Raw genomic sequence first — 15,207 nt, 5'->3', positions numbered from 1 at the left:
GCATGGTCGAGCGCCTCGGCTTCCTCCTCCACCTCGACGCCGACCAGGACCCCGCGGCCGCCTACCGGGACGCGATCGCGCTGTTCCAGGCGGCCGAGGGCCTCGGCTACGACTCCGGCTGGGTGATCCAGCGGCACTTCCGCCAAGGCAACGAGCACGTCGCCGCGCCCCTGGTCGTCCTCGCCGCGATCGCCCAGCACACGAGCCGCATCCGCCTCGGCACCGGCGTCCTCGTCCTCCCGCTCGAAGACCCCCTGCGGGTCGCCGAGGACGCGGCCACAGTGGACGCGCTCAGCGGCGGGCGGCTCGAACTCGGCGTCGGCTCCGGGCCCTTCCCCGGCGCCTGGGAGGCGTTCGGCCGCGACCTCGCCGAACGCCACCGGCTGTTCGACACCGCCGTGCGCCACCTCCACGACGTGCTCGACGGCAAGGCCCTCAACGGACTCGGCGAGGTCCTCCACCCGCCCGGCGCCGGCGTGCGGGCCCGCCTGTGGCAGGCCACCAGCTCCGACCCGGCCGTGGCGTTCACCGCCGCGGCCGCCGCCGCGTGGGCCGGAGACGGCCTCCAGCTCTCCCGCGCCACCGCCTGGCGCGGCGGCACCCTCCTCGAAGCCCAAGCGCACCAAGCGGACACGATCCGGGCCTACCGCGACGCGTGGTCCTCGGCCGCGCCGCCGCGCGTCCAGGTCTCCCGCGCCGTCTACCCGCACCCCGACCGCGACGAGGCCGTGCGCCTCGTGACCCCCGGGGTGCGGCGCTGGCAGGAGTGGTTCGCCGCCAAACGCGACGTGGGCGGCCTCAGCGTCGCCGAGTACCTCGACGGCGACCGGACCCTCCTGGGCCCGGCCGAGGGCCTCGCGGCCGAACTCGCCGCCGACCCGGCCCTGGAGCACGCCACCGACCTCCTCGTCTCCTTCGTCCCCGGCGTCCCCGACCTCGACGAGCACGTGCGGCTCCTGACCGACACCGCCGCCGACCTCGCCCCGCGCCTCGGCTGGCACCCTGCGACGCCCCACTAGCCACTCGCATACCCTGTGGGCCCGAGGGTCCTTGCCCGGAGGACCCGGAGCGACCGAAGGAGGCCGGATGGAACAGACCGAGCGAGTGGTGGTCGGCGTCGACGGATCGCCGGTGTCGATCGAGGCGCTGGGCTGGGCGCTGCGGTACGCCGAGAAGACCGGGGCCGCCGTCGCGGCCGTGTACGGCTGGCAGCCCCCGGTCGTCTACGGGACCGCCGTAGAGGCCGTCCCGGGGGAGAGCTTCACCGAGACCGCCGAGCGGGCGCTGAACGAGTCGGTGGACGCGGCGGTCCAAGGGCGCGAGGACCTCGTGGTCGAGCGCACCGCGGCCCTCGGGCACCCGGCGAAGGTCCTCATCGAGCAGTCGAAGACCGCCGACCTCCTCGTGGTCGGCAGCCGCGGCCAGGGCGGCATCAAGGGGACGCTGCTGGGGTCCGTGAGCCTCCACTGCGTCACCAACGCCGACTGCCCGGTCGTCGTGATCCGCGCCGCGGAGTGACCGGCCGGCGCGGGGAGGCGAGCGTCACGTCCGTGCGCGACACGGCGCGCAGAACGCGACAACTGCGCATGTTATTGCACGCCTTGCGGACGGAAACGCAGCTCCCCGCGCCGGACCCTGTAGACAATCCGATTTCAGATGCGCCGACATTTGGCGACGGCCGCACCCGAACGGATAGGGTCGGGGCCAACTGAATCTTCCCGGGGGTCGTTTGCTAGTCCTACTCGCCTGCTATGCCGTCGCCGCGATCGTCGCGCCCGCCCTCGTCCGATGGTGGGGCCCGCGCGCCCTCTACGCCGTCGCCGCCGTGCCCGCGGCGACCTTCGCCTGGGCCCTGACCCAGGCCGAGACCGTCCGCCTCGGCGGGGCCGTCACCGAGACCTACCGGTGGGTGCCCCAGCTCGACCAGGAGCTCGCGTTCCGCATGACCACGTTCCCGTGGGTCATGGTCCTCCTGGTCAGCGGCGTCGGCGCCCTCGTCCTCGCCTACTCCGCCCACTACTTCCCCGCCACCGAGCAGGGCCTGGGCCGCTTCGCCGCCGTCTTCACCGCCTTCGCCGGAGCCATGTTCGGCCTCGTCGTATCCGACGACCTGCTCCTGCTCTACGTCTTCTGGGAGCTGACCTCGGTCTTCTCCTACCTCCTCATCGGACACGACCCCGCCCGCAGCGCCAGCCGCTGGGCCGCCATGCAGGCCCTCCTCGTCACCACCTTCGGCGGGCTCGCCATGCTCGTCGGCTTCATCATGCTCGGCGAGCACGCCGGGACCTACCTCCTGTCCGAAGTGGTCGACGACCTCCCCGGCGGCGCGTACCTCGTCACCGCCCTCGTCCTCGTCCTCCTCGGCGCCCTCTCCAAGTCCGCGGTCTTCCCCTTCAGCTTCTGGCTCCCCAGCGCCATGGCCGCCCCCACCCCCGTCAGCGCCTACCTCCACGCCGCCGCCATGGTCAAGGCCGGCGTGTTCCTCATCGGCATGCTCACCCCCGCGTTCGCCGCCGACACGCCGTGGCAGCAGGTGATCTGGGTCTGCGGCGGCCTCACGTTCCTCTTCGGGGGATGGACGGCCCTGCGCCAGACCGACCTCAAGCTCATGCTCGCCTACGGCACGGTCAGCCAGCTCGGCATGATCGCCGTCGTCCTCGGCTCCGGCACCTACGACACGGCGCTGGCCGGGGCCGCGCTCCTGGCCGGGCACGCCATGTTCAAGGCCGCGCTGTTCCTGGTCGTCGGCATCATCGACAAGACCACCGGCACGCGCGAGATCTACTCGCTCTCGGGCCTGGGCGACCGCAGGCCCGTCCTCGCCGCCACCGCCGTCGTCGCGGTCGCCTCGATGATCGGCCTGCCCCCGACCCTCGGGTTCGTCGCCAAAGAGGCGATGCTCGCCGCGTTCTGGGACGGCGGCCCGCTCGACCGCGCGATGCTCGTGGTCCTCGTCGCGGGCGCGGCGCTCACCGTCGCCTACGGCCTGCGGTTCCTGTGGGGCGCGTTCGCCCGCAAGAGCGACACCGCGCCGACCGAGGCCGCCCCCGCCGGGCCCGGGTTCCTCGCCGCCCCCGTGCTCCTGGCGACCGCGGGCCTGGCCGCGGGCTTCGCCGCCCCCGCCGTCGACGGACTCCTGTCCCCGTACGCCGACCGGTACCCGCACACCGGGCACGTCTACCACCTGGCGCTCTGGCACGGCTTCACCCCCGCGCTCGGCCTCTCGCTCCTGGCGATCCTCACCGGCATCGGGATCTACGCCGCGACCCACCGCACCAGCGCCTGGCGCTCCGTGAAACTCCCGCTCGCCTCCGGAACGGTCTACAAGCAGGCCCTCGGCGGCGTCGACCGCGCCGCCGTCGAGCTCACCGGCGGCACCCAGCGCGGCTCGCTGCCGTTCTACCTCGGCGTCATCCTCGTGTCCCTCGTGGTCTTCGCGGGCGGGCTCCTCGTCTTCGACGGCCCCTGGCCCCACCGCATCCGCCTGTTCGACACGCCCCTGCAACTGGTCGCGGGCGCCGTCGTCGTCACCGCCGCCATCACCGCCGCGCTCGCCCGCCGCCGCTTCACCGCGATGATCCTCACCGGCGTCTCCGGCTACGGCGTCGCCATGCTGTTCATCTTCCACGGCGCCCCCGACCTGGCCCTGACCCAGTTCCTCGTCGAGACCGTCACGATCGTCATGTTCGTGCTGGTCCTGCGCCGCCTGCCCGCCCGCTTCTCCGAACGCCCCCTGAAAATGGTGCGGCGCTTCAGGGTCGGCGTCGGCATCGCCGTCGGCGTCGTGGCCGCCGCGATGGCGTACGTGGCCGTCGGCGGCCGCACCGCCGCCCCGATCTCCGAGCAGTTCGCCGAACCCGCCGTCACCTACGGCGGCGGGCACAACATCGTGAACGTCATCCTCGTGGACATCCGCGCCTGGGACACCATGGGCGAGATCGCGGTCCTCCTCGTCGCCGCCACCGGCGTCGCGAGCCTCATCTTCGGGCGCGAACGGCTCCTGATCCGCCGCGGCGGCTCACGGCCCGCCCCGCCGAAGACCGGCGAGCACGTCAAATGGCTCGCCCGGCCCGAGACCAGCGGCAGCCACCAGGCGATCATCCTCCAGGTCGTCACCCGGCTGCTGTTCCACACCATCGTCCTGTTCTCGATCTACCTGCTCTTCACCGGCCACAACCACCCCGGCGGCGGCTTCGCCGGGGGCCTCGTCGCCGGGCTCGCGCTCACCTTCCGGTACCTCGCGGGCGGACGCGCCGAACTCAACGCCGCCGCCCCCGTCGACGCCGGACGCCTCCTCGGCACCGGCCTCCTCGTCTCCGTCGGCACCGGCGCCGCCGCGTTCGCCTTCGGCGGCACCGTCCTCCAGAGCGCGATCCTCGACTTCGAGCTCCCGGTCGTGGGCCACGTCCACTTCGTCACCTCCACGTTCTTCGACATCGGCGTCTACCTCGTCGTCGTCGGCCTGGTGCTCGACATCCTCCGCAGCCTCGGCGCCGAGATCGACCGCCACGGCGAGTCCGACCCCGCGCCGGCCCTCGTGCCCGAGAAGGAGCCCGCATGATCCCGAACCTGGTCTACGTGGTCGTCGTCGGCGTCCTGATCGGCGCGGGCGTCTCGCTCCTGCTGGAGCGCACGCTCACCCGCGTGCTCATCGGCGTGGTGCTCGTCGGCAACGGCGTCAACGTCCTCATCCTCATGGGCTCGGAGTTCGGGACCCCGCCCATCGTCGGCGAGACCCCCACCGAGGGCATGAGCGACCCGCTCCCGCAGGCGATGATCCTCACCGCCATCGTCATCACCCTCGGCATCACCGCGTTCCTCCTCGCCCTCGCCTACCGCAGCCAGCAGCTCCTCGGCCACGACGAGGTCCAGGACGACGCCGAGGACCGCCGCATCATCGACCTCGCCGAACGCGACGAGGGGCCGCACGCCAAGGAGAGCGGCGACGACGACCTCCCCGACCCCGTGTACCACTGCGCCCCCGGCAAGGAGGGCCGATGACCTTCCTCGTCCCGCTCCCGGTCGTCATCCCCCTGCTCGGGGCCGCCCTGACGCTCATGCTCGCCCGGCGGCCCGCCATCCAGCGCACCGTCAGCCTCACCGCGCTCACCGCGACCCTCGCGGTCTCCTCGATGCTCCTGGCGCTCACCGTCACCGACGGCCCGCAGGTCGTCGCCGTCGGCGGCTGGCCGCCCCCGCTCGGGATCGTCCTCATCGCCGACAAGCTCGCCGCGCTCATGCTCGTCGTCTCCACCGCCGTCACCCTCTGCGTCCTCGTCTACTCCATCGGGCAGGGCTCGGCGGACGGCGACGAGGAGACCCCCATGTCCGTCTACCACCCGACCTACCTGGCCCTGACCGCCGGTGTCACGAACGCGTTCCTCTCGGGCGACCTGTTCAACCTGTACGTCGGCTTCGAGATCCTCCTCGTCGCCTCCTACGTGCTCCTCACCCTGGGCAGCACCGAGAACCGCATCCGCGCGGGCACCACGTACGTCGTCGTCAGCCTCCTGTCCTCGGTGATCTTCCTGAGCGCCCTCGGCCTCGTCTACGGCGCCACCGGGACCCTCAACATGGCCCAGCTCGCCGGGCGCTTCGACGACCTCCCCGACAACCTGCGGCTCCTCCTCCAAGGGATGCTGCTGCTCGCGTTCGGCATCAAGGCCGCGGTGTTCCCGCTCGGGTCCTGGCTCCCCGACTCCTACCCGACCGCGCCCGCGCCCGTCACCGCCGTCTTCGCCGGACTCCTCACCAAAGTGGGCGTGTACGCGATCATCCGCACCGAGACGCTCCTGTTCCCCGACGGGCGCATCGGCGACGTGCTCCTGGTGATATCCCTGCTCACCATGGTCGTCGGCATCCTCGGCGCGGTCGCCCAGTCCGACATCAAACGGCTCCTGTCGTTCACGCTCATCAGCCACATCGGGTACATGCTGTTCGGCGTGGCGCTGGCGACCGAGGCGGGCCTGTCGGCCGCGATCTTCTACATCGCGCACCACATCACGATCCAGACGACGCTCTTCCTGGCCGCGGGCCTCGTGGAGCGCCGCGGCGGCTCCACCGCGCTGGAGCGGCTCGGCGGGCTCGGGAAGATCGCGCCGGTCCTGGCCGTCCTGTTCTTCATCCCCGCGCTCAACCTCGCGGGCATCCCGCCGTTCTCGGGCTACCTCGGGAAGCTCGGGCTGCTCCAGGCGGGCGTCGAGGCCGCGAGCCCGCTCGTGTGGGCCGTCGTCGCGGGCGGGGTCCTCACCAGCCTGCTGACGCTGTACGCGATCGGGCGCGTGTGGAACCTCGCGTTCTGGCGCAAGCCGCACCCGGAGATGCCGCGCGACGACGCCGACTTCGACGGCGGGGCCATGCTGCCCAAGCTCATGGTCGCGCCCACGATCGCGCTCGTGACGTTCAGCGTCGCGCTCACCGTCGTGGCCGGGCCGCTCTTCGCCGTGACCTCCGAGGCCGCGGCCGACCTCATCACCCGCACGCCGTACATCGAGGCGGTCTTCCCGGACGGTGCCCCATGAGCCCACTGACCGCGCTGACCAAGCGCGAGCGCCTGCGCAGCCGCATCACCGCCGTCATCGGCCTCGTCCTGGTGTGGAACCTCCTGTGGGGCGCGTTCACGTGGCTGAACACGATCACCGGGGCGGTCATCGCCGTCGCGATCCTCATCGTGTTCCCGCTGCCGCCGGTGAAGTTCGGCGGGCGGCTGCGGCCGGTCGCCGTCGTCACGTTCTTCGCGCGCTTCTTCTTCGACCTCACCGTCGCCAGCTTCCAGGTGGCGCTGCTGGCGTTCCGGCCCGGCGAGCCGAAGAGCGCGATCGTGGCCGTCGAGCTGCGCGTCAAGTCCGACCTGAACATGACGCTCGTCGCCGAGGCCGTCTCGCTCGTGCCCGGCAGCCTCATCGCCGAGGCCGACCACCAGACCGGGACGCTGTACATCCACATGCTCGGCGTCCGCGACGCCGAGCACCTGGAGCACCTGCGCGCCGAGGTGCTGCGCCTGGAGGCGCGGCTCGTGCGCGCCATCGGATCAGACGCGGAGCTGCGCCAGGTCGAGGCCCGCCCGCCCACCGACCTCAAGGAGCGCCCGGCATGACCTTCGCCGCCGTCGCCATCGCCGTGCTGCTCACCGCCGCCTGCGCGATGACCCTGGTCCGCATCGTCCGCGGACCCACCACACTGGACCGGATCGTCGCCACCGACGTGCTCCTGGCGATCACCGCCACCGCGATCATCGCCGAGGCCGCGTTCAGCCGCGACCCCACGGCCCTCCCGGTGCTCGTCGTCGTGTCCCTGCTGGGCATCACCGGCTCGGTCGCCGTGGCCCGCTTCGTCACCCGGGAGAAGCAGTCATGACCCTCGAAGGCGTCCTCGACGCGGTCGCCGCGGTCCTCATGGTCACCGGCGCGCTCCTCAGCCTCGCCGCGGGCGTGGCCCTGCTGCGCTTCCCCGACCTCCTGAGCCGCATGCACGCCGCCGCGAAACCCCAGGTCCTCGGCCTGCTCCTGATGCTCACGGGCTGCGCGATCCGCATCGCCACCGTCGTGGACATCACCACGATGGTCCTCATCGCGGTCTTCCAGCTCGCCACCGCGCCCGTCGCCGCCCACATGGTCGGCCGCGCCGCCTACCGCGACGGCCAGACCCGCGCCGACCTGCTCCTCACCGACGAGCTCGCCCCGCACATGGAGCGCTTCACCGACAAGCCCGACGACGCCCCGAGCCGCTTCCCCGCGACGCCGCCGAGCTGAGCGGACCGCCGGGACCCTCGGCCCCGGCGGCCCGGCGCCTCAGCCGATCGAGAGGAGCCCCTCGGTCGTCGCGGACGCCGCGGCGTCGCCGTCGCACAGCGCGGCCGCGATGAACTCGTCCTGGGCTTCCTGGAGCGCGTCGGGGTCGACGGTGCCGTGGGAGTTGTCGAGGTTCCACGTCAGCGTGACCTGGCGCTGCCCGTCGAGGGAGTGGAACGAGTAGGTCGTGTGGCCGACGCCGCCTCCGGTGTGGCCCATGAACATCTCGTCGGGGTCGTCCGCGCAGCCGGGCTTGAGGCCGACGAAGCCCAGCCCGTAGTCGAAGCCCCAGTTCGTCTCGCGGAAGTCCACGGCCTCGGCGTACTGCGCGGCCGTCAGGAGCGTGCCGTCGGCGGCGGCGCGGTAGAACGCGTTCACGTCGTCCACATCGGCCACGACCGCGCCGCCGGCCCAGAAGACCGTGTGCGAGAAGCTGGTGGTGTCCAGGTACGGCCGCGACGGGTCGCCGGTGGTGATGTACGGCGTGGTGTGCTCGCCGCGGAACCCGGCGGTGTTGTCGCGCGGGAAGTACGCGTCGTCCATGCCCGCGGGCTCGAAGACGCGCTCCTTGAGCTGGTGGCGCAGCGAGTCCCCGGTGAGGTCCTCGACGAGCAGGCCGAGCACGAGGTACCCGGTGGTCGAGTAGGACCACCCCTCGCCCGGCGGGAAGAGCAGCGGCCCCTCGGTGGCGAGCGCGATGAGCTCCTGCCGCGTGTGGTGCTCCGCCTGGTGCGCTTCGAGGTCGGCGATGCTGCCCTGGTTCAGCGACGGGTACAGCTTCCAGAAGTACTCGCCCAGGCCCGAGGTGTGGCCCAGGAGCTGGCGGATCGTGATCTCCTCCTCGTACGGGAGGACCCCGGGGAGGTACTCCTCGACCGGGTCGTCCAGGTCGAGTTCGCCCTCGGCTTCGAGCTGGAAGACCACGACCGCCACCATCGACTTGGTGAGGCTCGCGATCCGGAACAGGTCGTCGTCCTCGGCCTCCTCGCCGCCGCCGACCGTCCGGTTCCCGGCGGCCCCGGTCCACGAGTCGTCCCCGTCGGCGACCGCCGCCAGCGCGGCGTAGTCGCCTACGGCCGCATACGCTTCCAGTTTCTCTTCGAGCAGCTCCTCATCGAGCGACGAGCCGTGCGCGTTCGCAGCGGCGGTGGGGGACAGGACGATCGCGAGCGCAGCCAAAGCTGCAACGGGTGTTCGATTTCGCATCCCCCGACCCTAGGGGACAACGCGCTCAAAGTGAACCCTGTTGCAGTGCAGAACTGTTCGACCCGCCGCTAAGCTGGGCCCGGTGACCGAACCACTGAGCGCCCTCACCGGCCGGCAGCGCGAGCTGATCGGGGCCTGGCTGCCCGGCGCGGCCGTCGAGGCCGACATGGGCTGGGGCCTGGTCGAGACCGCCGTCCTGCGGGTCCGCTCCGGCGACCGGCTCGTGGTCGTCAAGGCGGGCGGCGCCTCGGACCTCCACATCGCGCGGGAGATCCGCGCGCACCGCGAGTGGACCGGCCCGTGGGTGCGGCGCGGCAGGGCCGCCCGGCTGCTCCACGCGGACACCGGTGCGAAGGTCCTGGTGACCGAGTACCTCCCGGGGACGCTCGTCCAGGACACCGCCGCGGCCGCCGACCCGGGCCTCTACGAGCAGGCCGGGGCGCTGCTGCGCGAGTACCACGACCAGGCCGCCGCCGATGATCCCGAGTACGAGACCCGCTTGAACGCCAAGGCCCTCGCCTGGCTCGACCGCCCCCACCGCATCGCGCCCGCCGCCGCCGCGCGCCTCGCGGCGCTGGTCCGGTCCTGGCCCTCCGGCGGCGCCGCCTGCGTGCCGACGCACGGCGACTGGCAGACCCGCAACTGGCTCCTCGACGGCGGCGTGCTCCGCGTCATCGACTTCGGCCGCGCCGACCTGCGCCCGGCCGCGGAGGACTTCGAGCGCCTGGCCGTCAAGGAGTTCCCGCGCCACCCGGGCGCGGAGGAGGCGTTCGTCTCGGGCTACGGCGGGGACCCGCGCGAGCCCGCCGCCTGGTTCCGCCAGCGCGTGCGCTCGGCGATCGGCACGGCCTGCTGGGCCCGCCAGGTCGGCGACGCCGACTTCGAGGCCCAGGGCCACAGGATGATCGCCGCCGTCCTCGCCGAGGCGGAGACGTGATCCCCTGTGGACATGACGACGGCGCGGTACTGAAGGGGTACCGCGCCGCCGTGTGGTGAGTGGTTGGCTTATACCGACTCGACGGTCTCGAAGGTGCCGTCGCCGTCGGTGTCCGTGGCGGTGGTGTCGATGACCATGTCGCCGTCGGTGTCGGCTTCGAGGGTGTCCACGAAGCCGTCGAGGTCGGTGTCCGTGGCGTAGGTGTCCAGGAACGTGTCCCCGTCGGTGTCGACCAGGAGGGTCTCGGAGTAGCCGTCGCCGTCGGCGTCGGTGTAGACCGTGTCGACCCAGCCGTCGTTGTCCGTGTCGGACTCGACGGTCTCGTTGTAGCCGTCGCCGTCGTTGTCGTAGGACACGGATTCGAGGACGCCGTCGCCGTCCATGTCGGTGTCGGCGGTGGCGGTGTAGACGTCGTCCGAGTAGGTGTCCTCGGAGTACGACGTGGAGTCGTCGGAGCTGTAGGTGTCCGTGGACTCGGCGCCGTACTCGTCGGCCGAGTAGGAGTCGTCGCCCGCGTTGTCGATGGAGAAGTCGCTCATGATGCTGCCAATCTCGTAAGCGTCGGTTGCTTGCGGTGTGAACCATAAGCCCCGCTCGCCAGCCGTCCGCCGCCGCGTGCCGCAGGCGGCACGATCCCGGGAGTCATGCGCGGCCGCGGGCCCGCTTCAGCAAGGGCCGCAGCGGTCCTCCGGGTCGGCGGCGGGCAGGGGATCGGCGCTGCGGGGATCGAGGGCGTCGAGGACGAGCGCCAGGTAGCGGCGCCAGCCGCCGCGGCCCGGCTCGGTCCCCCAGAGGACGCTCATGACCATGCCCATGATCCGCGGCACATCGGCGGCGGTGACGTCGGCGCGGACCTGCCCGGCGGCCTGGGCGCGGGCGACCAGTGCCGCGATCGGTTCGAGGACGGGGCCGGTGACGTCGGCGGTGAGCGGCCCGGCCCCCGCGGCGAGGAGGTTCCGCTCGCTGTCGACCAGGTCGAGGGTCGCGTCCATGAGCGAGGCGAGGCCGCGGCGCGCGTCGGGGTCGGCGGCGGTCGCGGCGACGACCGGGGCGAGGCGCTCGGTGATGGTGCGGCGCAAGGAGGCCCGCACCAGCGCCTCCTTGTTCGGGAAGTGCCGGTACAGGGTCATGGCCCCCAGGCCCGCGCGCTCGGCGACGGCCTTCAGGGTCGCGTCGGGGCCGTGCTCGGCGAAGACGTCGCGCGCGGCGTCGAGGAGCCGTTCGACGTTGCGCGCCGCGTCGGCGCGCGGCGGCCGCCCGGCAGCAGTGGTCATGCGCCCATCCTAGCAACTGGTAGTCGACTATCGGTTCGTGTTACGGTCGGTCCCGCACAGAAGTGATACCCGACTATCGTTTACGAGAGAGGCTGCGGCCATGACGAAGACACTCGGCATCATCGGCGCCGGCATGATCGGATCCACCCTCGCCCGGCTCGCCGTCGCGGCGGGCATCGAAGTGGTCCTCGCGAACTCCCGCGGCCCCGAGACCCTCGCCGACCTCGTCGGCGAACTCGGCCCCGCCGCCCGCGCCGCCGTCCCGGCCGAGGCCGCCGCGGCGGGCGACCTCGTCGTCGCGGCCGTCCCGCTCAGCGCCTACCTGCGGCTCCCCGCCGAAGCGCTCGCGGGCAAGACCGTCCTCGACACCGGCAACTACTACCCCGAGCGCGACGGCCGCTTCCCCGCCCTCGACGCCAACGAGGCCACCACCAGCGAACTCGTCCAACGCCACCTGGCCGGATCGGCGGTCGTCAAGGCGTTCAACAACATCGCGTTCTTCGGCCTCGTCACTATGGCCCGCCCCGCCGGGCCCGAGCGCTCCGCGCTCCCCATCGCCGGGGACGACCCTGAGGCGAAGGCCCGCGCGGCCGGGCTGCTCGACGCCCTCGGCTTCGACGCCGTGGACGCCGGGACGCTCGCCGAGAGCTGGCGAGCCGAGCCCGGCACCCCGGTCTACGTGCAGCCGTACATGCCCGGCCCGATCCCCGAGGGACTCGACCGCGAGCAGACGTTCCAATGGCTCGCGTCCACCCCGGGCGCCCCGGTCCCCGCCGGCCGCGTCAAGGAGCTCCTCGACGCGGCCGTGCGCGGCACCGCGGGCGGCACCGTCCCCGACGCTATGCGCTGAGGTACGACTCCAGGTCGTCGAGGATCATCCCCGCGGCGGTGACGCCGATGCCGGTCATCCAGACCTCGTCGTCCACCTGGTGGGCGTTCCCCTCCTGCACGGCCGGGATCGACTGCCACAGCGCGCCGCCGGTGTACTCGGCGAGCTTCGCGTCGCCGTCGTCGCCGTACGCGCAGTAGAACACCACGTCGCCGCCGAGCGTGTCGACCTCCTCGGCCGACACCTCGGCGAAGCGGCGGTCCTCGGCCCCGTTCAACTGCTGGAGCTCCGGGCGGGCCAGGCCGGTGTCGCCGAGGACGATGCCGGAGAACGAGTCCGGGCCGTAGACGCGGATCTGGTCGGGCATGAACCGCACCAGGCTCACCTCGGTGGACACGGCCTCGCCGAGCGACTCGCCCAGTTCCGCGGCCCGCGCCTCGTACCCGTCCAGCAGCTCCCTCGCGGTGTCGCCGCGGCCGAGCGCCTCGCCGTCGAGGAGGAAGTTCTCCTTCCACGTCAGGCCGACGAGCTCGGTGAACACGGTGGGCGCGATGGCGTCCAGCTCGTCGTAGAACTCCTCCTGCCGGAACTTCGAGCCGAGGATCAGGTCCGGCTTGAGCTGCTCGATCGCCTCCAGGTCCGGTTCGGCGCTGGTGCCCACGACCGTGACGCCCGACAGGTCCCCGAGGTAGGTCGGCAGCTCGGCCTCGCTCGTGCGGGCCGCGCCGATCGGGGTGATGCCCAGCGACAGCGCCGTGTCGATCTTGTCGGTGTCGAGGACGACGACCCGCTGCGGGTCCACCGGGACCTCGGTGGTGCCCATGGCGTGCTCGACGGTGCGGGTCTCGCCCTCCTCGCCGCCCCGGTCAGCGGCCGGGTCGGAGGTGCCGCAGGCGGTCAGCGCGAGCGCGCAGGCGGCCGCCAATCCGGAGGCGACCAGTCGTCTTCTCATTTCGGGTTCCCTTCGTCAGGAGCAGGTACAGCAGGTAGAGGCCGCCGAGCGCGGCGGTGAGCACGCCCGCGGGCATCTGGTAGTCGCCGAACGCGGTGCGGCCCAGCCAGTCCGCGAGGACGAGCAGGACCGCGCCGGTCAGGGCCGAGCCGAGCAGCGGCGGGCGGGAGGTGCGGGCGAGGCGCCGCGCGATCTGCGGGGCCGCGAGCGCCACGAACTCGACCGCGCCGACCTGCGAGACCGCCGCCGAGGCGAGCGCGACGCCGAGGACGGCCAGGCCGATGCGCCGACCGGTGACGCGCACGCCGATGCCGGTGGCCGTGGGGTCGTCGAGGTCAGTGGTGTCCAGCGCACGCTGCGCCCACACGAGCGCTGGCAGCGCGGCCGCGAGGAACACGCCGAGGAACGCGGCCTCGGACCAGCCGCGGCCCCCGAGCGTGCCGATGAGCCAGATCTGGGCGCGCTGGGCGTCGATGGCGTCGGCGGAGATGAGCAGGATCTGGATGCCGGACTTGAGGAGCACGGCCACGGCGACGCCCGCGAGCACGAACCGCGGCGCGGCCAGCGAGCCGCGGGCGGCCACGAGCAGCACGAGCGCGGCGGCGGCGAGCCCGCCCGCCAGCGCCGACGGCGCGAGGAGCGCGTACCCGAGCCCGAACGTGAGCGTCGCGGTCGCGGCGAGCCCGGCCCCGGCGGTGACCCCGACGATGTCGGGGCTGGCGAGCGGGTTGCGGGCCACCGACTGGATGAGCGCCCCGCCCAGGGCGAGCGCGGCCCCGGCGGCGACGGCGAGCACGGTGCGCGGCAGGCGCAGGACCTCGACGGTCCGGTCGTACCCGGTGGTCCCGGTGAGGGTCGCGACGACGTCGGCGAACGTGATGTACGTGTGGCCCAGGCACAGCGACACGACCACGGCCCCGAGGAGCACGGCCAGCAGCAGCACGGCCGCGAGCGCGCTGCGCCGGTGCCACGTGATCGAGCGGGCGCCGACGCGGACCACGGACCGTCCGGGGAGCTTCACGGCGTTCACGCGTTCACCGTCCGCGCGCGCCTGACGAGCACGATGAGCAGCGGCGCCCCGATCACCGCGCAGATGATCCCGGCGGGGGCCTCGCCGGGGACGACGACGCGGCCGATGACGTCGGCGGCGAGGAGCATCGAGGGCCCCAGCAGCAGGCTCAGGGCGATCTGCGGCCGGTGGGCCGCGCCCACGGCCCAGCGCGCGAGGTGCGGGATGGCGAGGCCGATGAACCCGACCGGCCCGGCGGCGGCGACGGCCGCCCCGGTGAGGAGCGCGACGGTCACCGCGGCGGTCCCTCGCGTGAGCCCGACGCGGTGGCCGAGCCCGGCCGCGGTCTCGGCGCCCAGTTGCAGGCCGTCGAGCCCCCTCGCCGCGAGGAACGCGAGGAGCAGGCCCGCGACGAGGAACGGCGCCATGCCGATCGCGACGTCCGCGCCGCGCCCGTCGAGCGACCCCACGGCCCAGAACCGGTACCGGTCGAAGGACTGCACGTTCGTGGCCAGGACCGCGTACACGACCGCGGACAGGCTCGCGTCGATCGCCGCCCCGGTGAGCGCGTAGGTGGCGGTGCCGCCGCCGGTGGCGCGGGTCGCGAGCGTCGCGACCGCGTACCCGACGACCCCGGCGACCAGGGCCCCGGCGATGCCGAGCCACACGTACTGGCTCATGCCGGTGAGCCCGAGGACGCTCATGCCGAGCACGACGCCGAGGCTCGCCCCGGCGGCGACGCCGAAGATCCGCGGGTCGGCGAGCGGGTTGCGGGTGAGCGTCTGCATGAGGACCCCGGCGACCGCGAGCCCGGCCCCTGCGAGCAGGCCGACGAGGGTCCGCGGGACGCGCTGGTCCCACACGACGGAGGCCGCGATCGGGTCGGCCCGGGTGAGGCCGTCCCACACCTCGGCGGGGGAGAGGTCGCGCGCGCCGAACGCGAGCGACGCGATCAGGATGAGCCCCAACAGAACCGCGGCCGCAACGCACACAGCGGCCCGGCCGCGGGCGGTGGCGGCGGGCCGGGGCAGCCGCAAGGCGGCCGGACGGGGCGGTCGGAGGGCGACGGGCACCAGCCGATATTAGGAGAGGCTAACCTCCCCCCGCCCGTGCGGTGCCCCGATGTGACGACGGCTCGTTTCTGAGGAGGGAGAGGCGCCAGCGGCGTGGGAGCGGAGACCGGGCGGCCAGCCCGCCGGACCCGGCGGGC

The 15,207-nt window shown here is 73.1% G+C and carries 16 protein-coding genes; 10 read left to right on the top strand and 6 right to left on the bottom strand.

Annotated features, from left to right (window positions below):
- The first annotated feature begins 2 nt into the window (after positions 1-2).
- From ACFFXY_RS16165 to mnhG, 8 genes are all read left to right on the top strand, one after another.
- Entirely contained in the window at positions 3-1,019 is a 1,017-nt protein-coding gene (locus ACFFXY_RS16165; protein WP_382352578.1) for an LLM class flavin-dependent oxidoreductase, read from the top strand.
- 67 nt (positions 1,020-1,086) lie between these two features.
- The gene (locus tag ACFFXY_RS16160) at positions 1,087-1,518 is read left to right on the top strand and encodes a universal stress protein (protein ID WP_382352576.1); all 432 of its coding nucleotides are present in this window, start codon (positions 1,087-1,089) and stop codon (positions 1,516-1,518) included.
- Between the two features lie 211 nt (positions 1,519-1,729).
- Entirely contained in the window at positions 1,730-4,561 is a 2,832-nt protein-coding gene (locus ACFFXY_RS16155) for a Na+/H+ antiporter subunit A (RefSeq protein ID WP_382352573.1), read from the top strand.
- Entirely contained in the window at positions 4,558-5,001 is a 444-nt protein-coding gene (locus tag ACFFXY_RS16150) for a Na(+)/H(+) antiporter subunit C (protein ID WP_382352570.1), read from the top strand. Before ACFFXY_RS16155 ends, ACFFXY_RS16150 begins: the two co-directional genes overlap by 4 nt.
- Positions 4,998-6,521, top strand: coding sequence for a Na+/H+ antiporter subunit D (locus ACFFXY_RS16145; RefSeq protein WP_382352567.1), 1,524 nt, complete (start codon positions 4,998-5,000; stop codon positions 6,519-6,521). Before ACFFXY_RS16150 ends, ACFFXY_RS16145 begins: the two co-directional genes overlap by 4 nt.
- A complete protein-coding gene (locus ACFFXY_RS16140; protein WP_382352564.1) occupies positions 6,518-7,096 on the top strand; it encodes a Na+/H+ antiporter subunit E in 579 nt (192 codons plus the stop codon). Before ACFFXY_RS16145 ends, ACFFXY_RS16140 begins: the two co-directional genes overlap by 4 nt.
- The gene (locus ACFFXY_RS16135) at positions 7,093-7,356 is read left to right on the top strand and encodes an MrpF/PhaF family protein (protein WP_382352561.1); all 264 of its coding nucleotides are present in this window, start codon (positions 7,093-7,095) and stop codon (positions 7,354-7,356) included. Before ACFFXY_RS16140 ends, ACFFXY_RS16135 begins: the two co-directional genes overlap by 4 nt.
- Positions 7,353-7,751, top strand: a complete 399-nt coding sequence (gene mnhG, locus ACFFXY_RS16130; RefSeq protein ID WP_382352558.1) for a monovalent cation/H(+) antiporter subunit G — start codon at positions 7,353-7,355, stop codon at positions 7,749-7,751. The genes ACFFXY_RS16135 and mnhG overlap by 4 nt, the downstream gene beginning before the upstream one ends.
- Before the next feature lie 39 nt (positions 7,752-7,790).
- Here the strand turns inward: mnhG and ACFFXY_RS16125 are convergent, their stop codons facing one another.
- On the bottom strand, positions 7,791-8,996 hold the full coding sequence (locus ACFFXY_RS16125; RefSeq protein ID WP_382352555.1) for a serine hydrolase domain-containing protein: 1,206 nt from the start codon (positions 8,994-8,996) through the stop codon (positions 7,791-7,793).
- 82 nt (positions 8,997-9,078) lie between these two features.
- On the opposite strand from ACFFXY_RS16125, the gene ACFFXY_RS16120 reads away from it, so the two are divergent.
- Positions 9,079-9,933 (top strand): phosphotransferase, encoded by an 855-nt coding sequence (locus ACFFXY_RS16120; protein WP_382352552.1) that lies wholly within the window; start codon positions 9,079-9,081, stop codon positions 9,931-9,933.
- Between the two features lie 68 nt (positions 9,934-10,001).
- Here the strand turns inward: ACFFXY_RS16120 and ACFFXY_RS16115 are convergent, their stop codons facing one another.
- Positions 10,002-10,472 (bottom strand): hypothetical protein, encoded by a 471-nt coding sequence (locus tag ACFFXY_RS16115; protein WP_382352549.1) that lies wholly within the window; start codon positions 10,470-10,472, stop codon positions 10,002-10,004.
- Positions 10,473-10,598: 126 nt separating this feature from the next.
- Positions 10,599-11,207, bottom strand: a complete 609-nt coding sequence (locus ACFFXY_RS16110) for a TetR/AcrR family transcriptional regulator (protein ID WP_382352546.1) — start codon at positions 11,205-11,207, stop codon at positions 10,599-10,601.
- A 100-nt stretch (positions 11,208-11,307) separates the two neighbouring features.
- Here ACFFXY_RS16110 and ACFFXY_RS16105 point away from each other — a divergent pair, with 100 nt between their 5' ends.
- Positions 11,308-12,057, top strand: a complete 750-nt coding sequence (locus ACFFXY_RS16105) for an NADPH-dependent F420 reductase (protein ID WP_382352543.1) — start codon at positions 11,308-11,310, stop codon at positions 12,055-12,057.
- On the opposite strand, the gene ACFFXY_RS16100 is transcribed toward ACFFXY_RS16105, so the two are convergent.
- Genes ACFFXY_RS16100 through ACFFXY_RS16090 form a run of 3 tightly spaced genes read right to left on the bottom strand, consistent with a single transcriptional unit; the run spans position 12,047 to position 15,070 of the window.
- On the bottom strand, positions 12,047-12,988 hold the full coding sequence (locus tag ACFFXY_RS16100; RefSeq protein WP_382352540.1) for an ABC transporter substrate-binding protein: 942 nt from the start codon (positions 12,986-12,988) through the stop codon (positions 12,047-12,049). The genes ACFFXY_RS16105 and ACFFXY_RS16100 overlap by 11 nt on opposite strands.
- Entirely contained in the window at positions 12,903-14,018 is a 1,116-nt protein-coding gene (locus ACFFXY_RS16095) for a FecCD family ABC transporter permease (RefSeq protein ID WP_382352537.1), read from the bottom strand. The genes ACFFXY_RS16100 and ACFFXY_RS16095 overlap by 86 nt, the downstream gene beginning before the upstream one ends.
- On the bottom strand, positions 14,015-15,070 hold the full coding sequence (locus ACFFXY_RS16090) for a FecCD family ABC transporter permease (RefSeq protein ID WP_382352534.1): 1,056 nt from the start codon (positions 15,068-15,070) through the stop codon (positions 14,015-14,017). Before ACFFXY_RS16090 ends, ACFFXY_RS16095 begins: the two co-directional genes overlap by 4 nt.
- Positions 15,071-15,207 lie beyond the last annotated feature (137 nt).

The sequence above is a fragment of the Glycomyces mayteni genome, from assembly GCF_042428885.1.
In the GTDB taxonomy this organism is placed as follows: Bacteria; Actinomycetota; Actinomycetes; order Mycobacteriales; family Micromonosporaceae; genus Glycomyces; species Glycomyces mayteni.
Note: the sequence above shows the minus strand (reverse complement) of the source record. Positions and strands in the feature narration are given on the sequence as shown.

Excerpts from the sequence above, each read along its gene's own strand:
- ACFFXY_RS16125 (WP_382352555.1), bottom strand. The coding sequence starts at position 8,996 with ATGCGAAATCGAACACCCGTTGCAGCTTTGGCTGCGCTCGCGATCGTC.
- ACFFXY_RS16105 (WP_382352543.1), top strand. The coding sequence starts at position 11,308 with ATGACGAAGACACTCGGCATCATCGGCGCCGGCATGATCGGATCCACC.
- ACFFXY_RS16150 (WP_382352570.1), top strand. The coding sequence starts at position 4,558 with ATGATCCCGAACCTGGTCTACGTGGTCGTCGTCGGCGTCCTGATCGGC.
- mnhG (WP_382352558.1), top strand. The coding sequence starts at position 7,353 with ATGACCCTCGAAGGCGTCCTCGACGCGGTCGCCGCGGTCCTCATGGTC.
- ACFFXY_RS16115 (WP_382352549.1), bottom strand. The coding sequence starts at position 10,472 with ATGAGCGACTTCTCCATCGACAACGCGGGCGACGACTCCTACTCGGCC.
- ACFFXY_RS16135 (WP_382352561.1), top strand. The coding sequence starts at position 7,093 with ATGACCTTCGCCGCCGTCGCCATCGCCGTGCTGCTCACCGCCGCCTGC.
- ACFFXY_RS16145 (WP_382352567.1), top strand. The coding sequence starts at position 4,998 with ATGACCTTCCTCGTCCCGCTCCCGGTCGTCATCCCCCTGCTCGGGGCC.
- ACFFXY_RS16100 (WP_382352540.1), bottom strand. The coding sequence starts at position 12,988 with ATGAGAAGACGACTGGTCGCCTCCGGATTGGCGGCCGCCTGCGCGCTC.
- ACFFXY_RS16140 (WP_382352564.1), top strand. The coding sequence starts at position 6,518 with ATGAGCCCACTGACCGCGCTGACCAAGCGCGAGCGCCTGCGCAGCCGC.
- ACFFXY_RS16110 (WP_382352546.1), bottom strand. The coding sequence starts at position 11,207 with ATGACCACTGCTGCCGGGCGGCCGCCGCGCGCCGACGCGGCGCGCAAC.
- ACFFXY_RS16160 (WP_382352576.1), top strand. The coding sequence starts at position 1,087 with ATGGAACAGACCGAGCGAGTGGTGGTCGGCGTCGACGGATCGCCGGTG.
- ACFFXY_RS16165 (WP_382352578.1), top strand. The coding sequence starts at position 3 with ATGGTCGAGCGCCTCGGCTTCCTCCTCCACCTCGACGCCGACCAGGAC.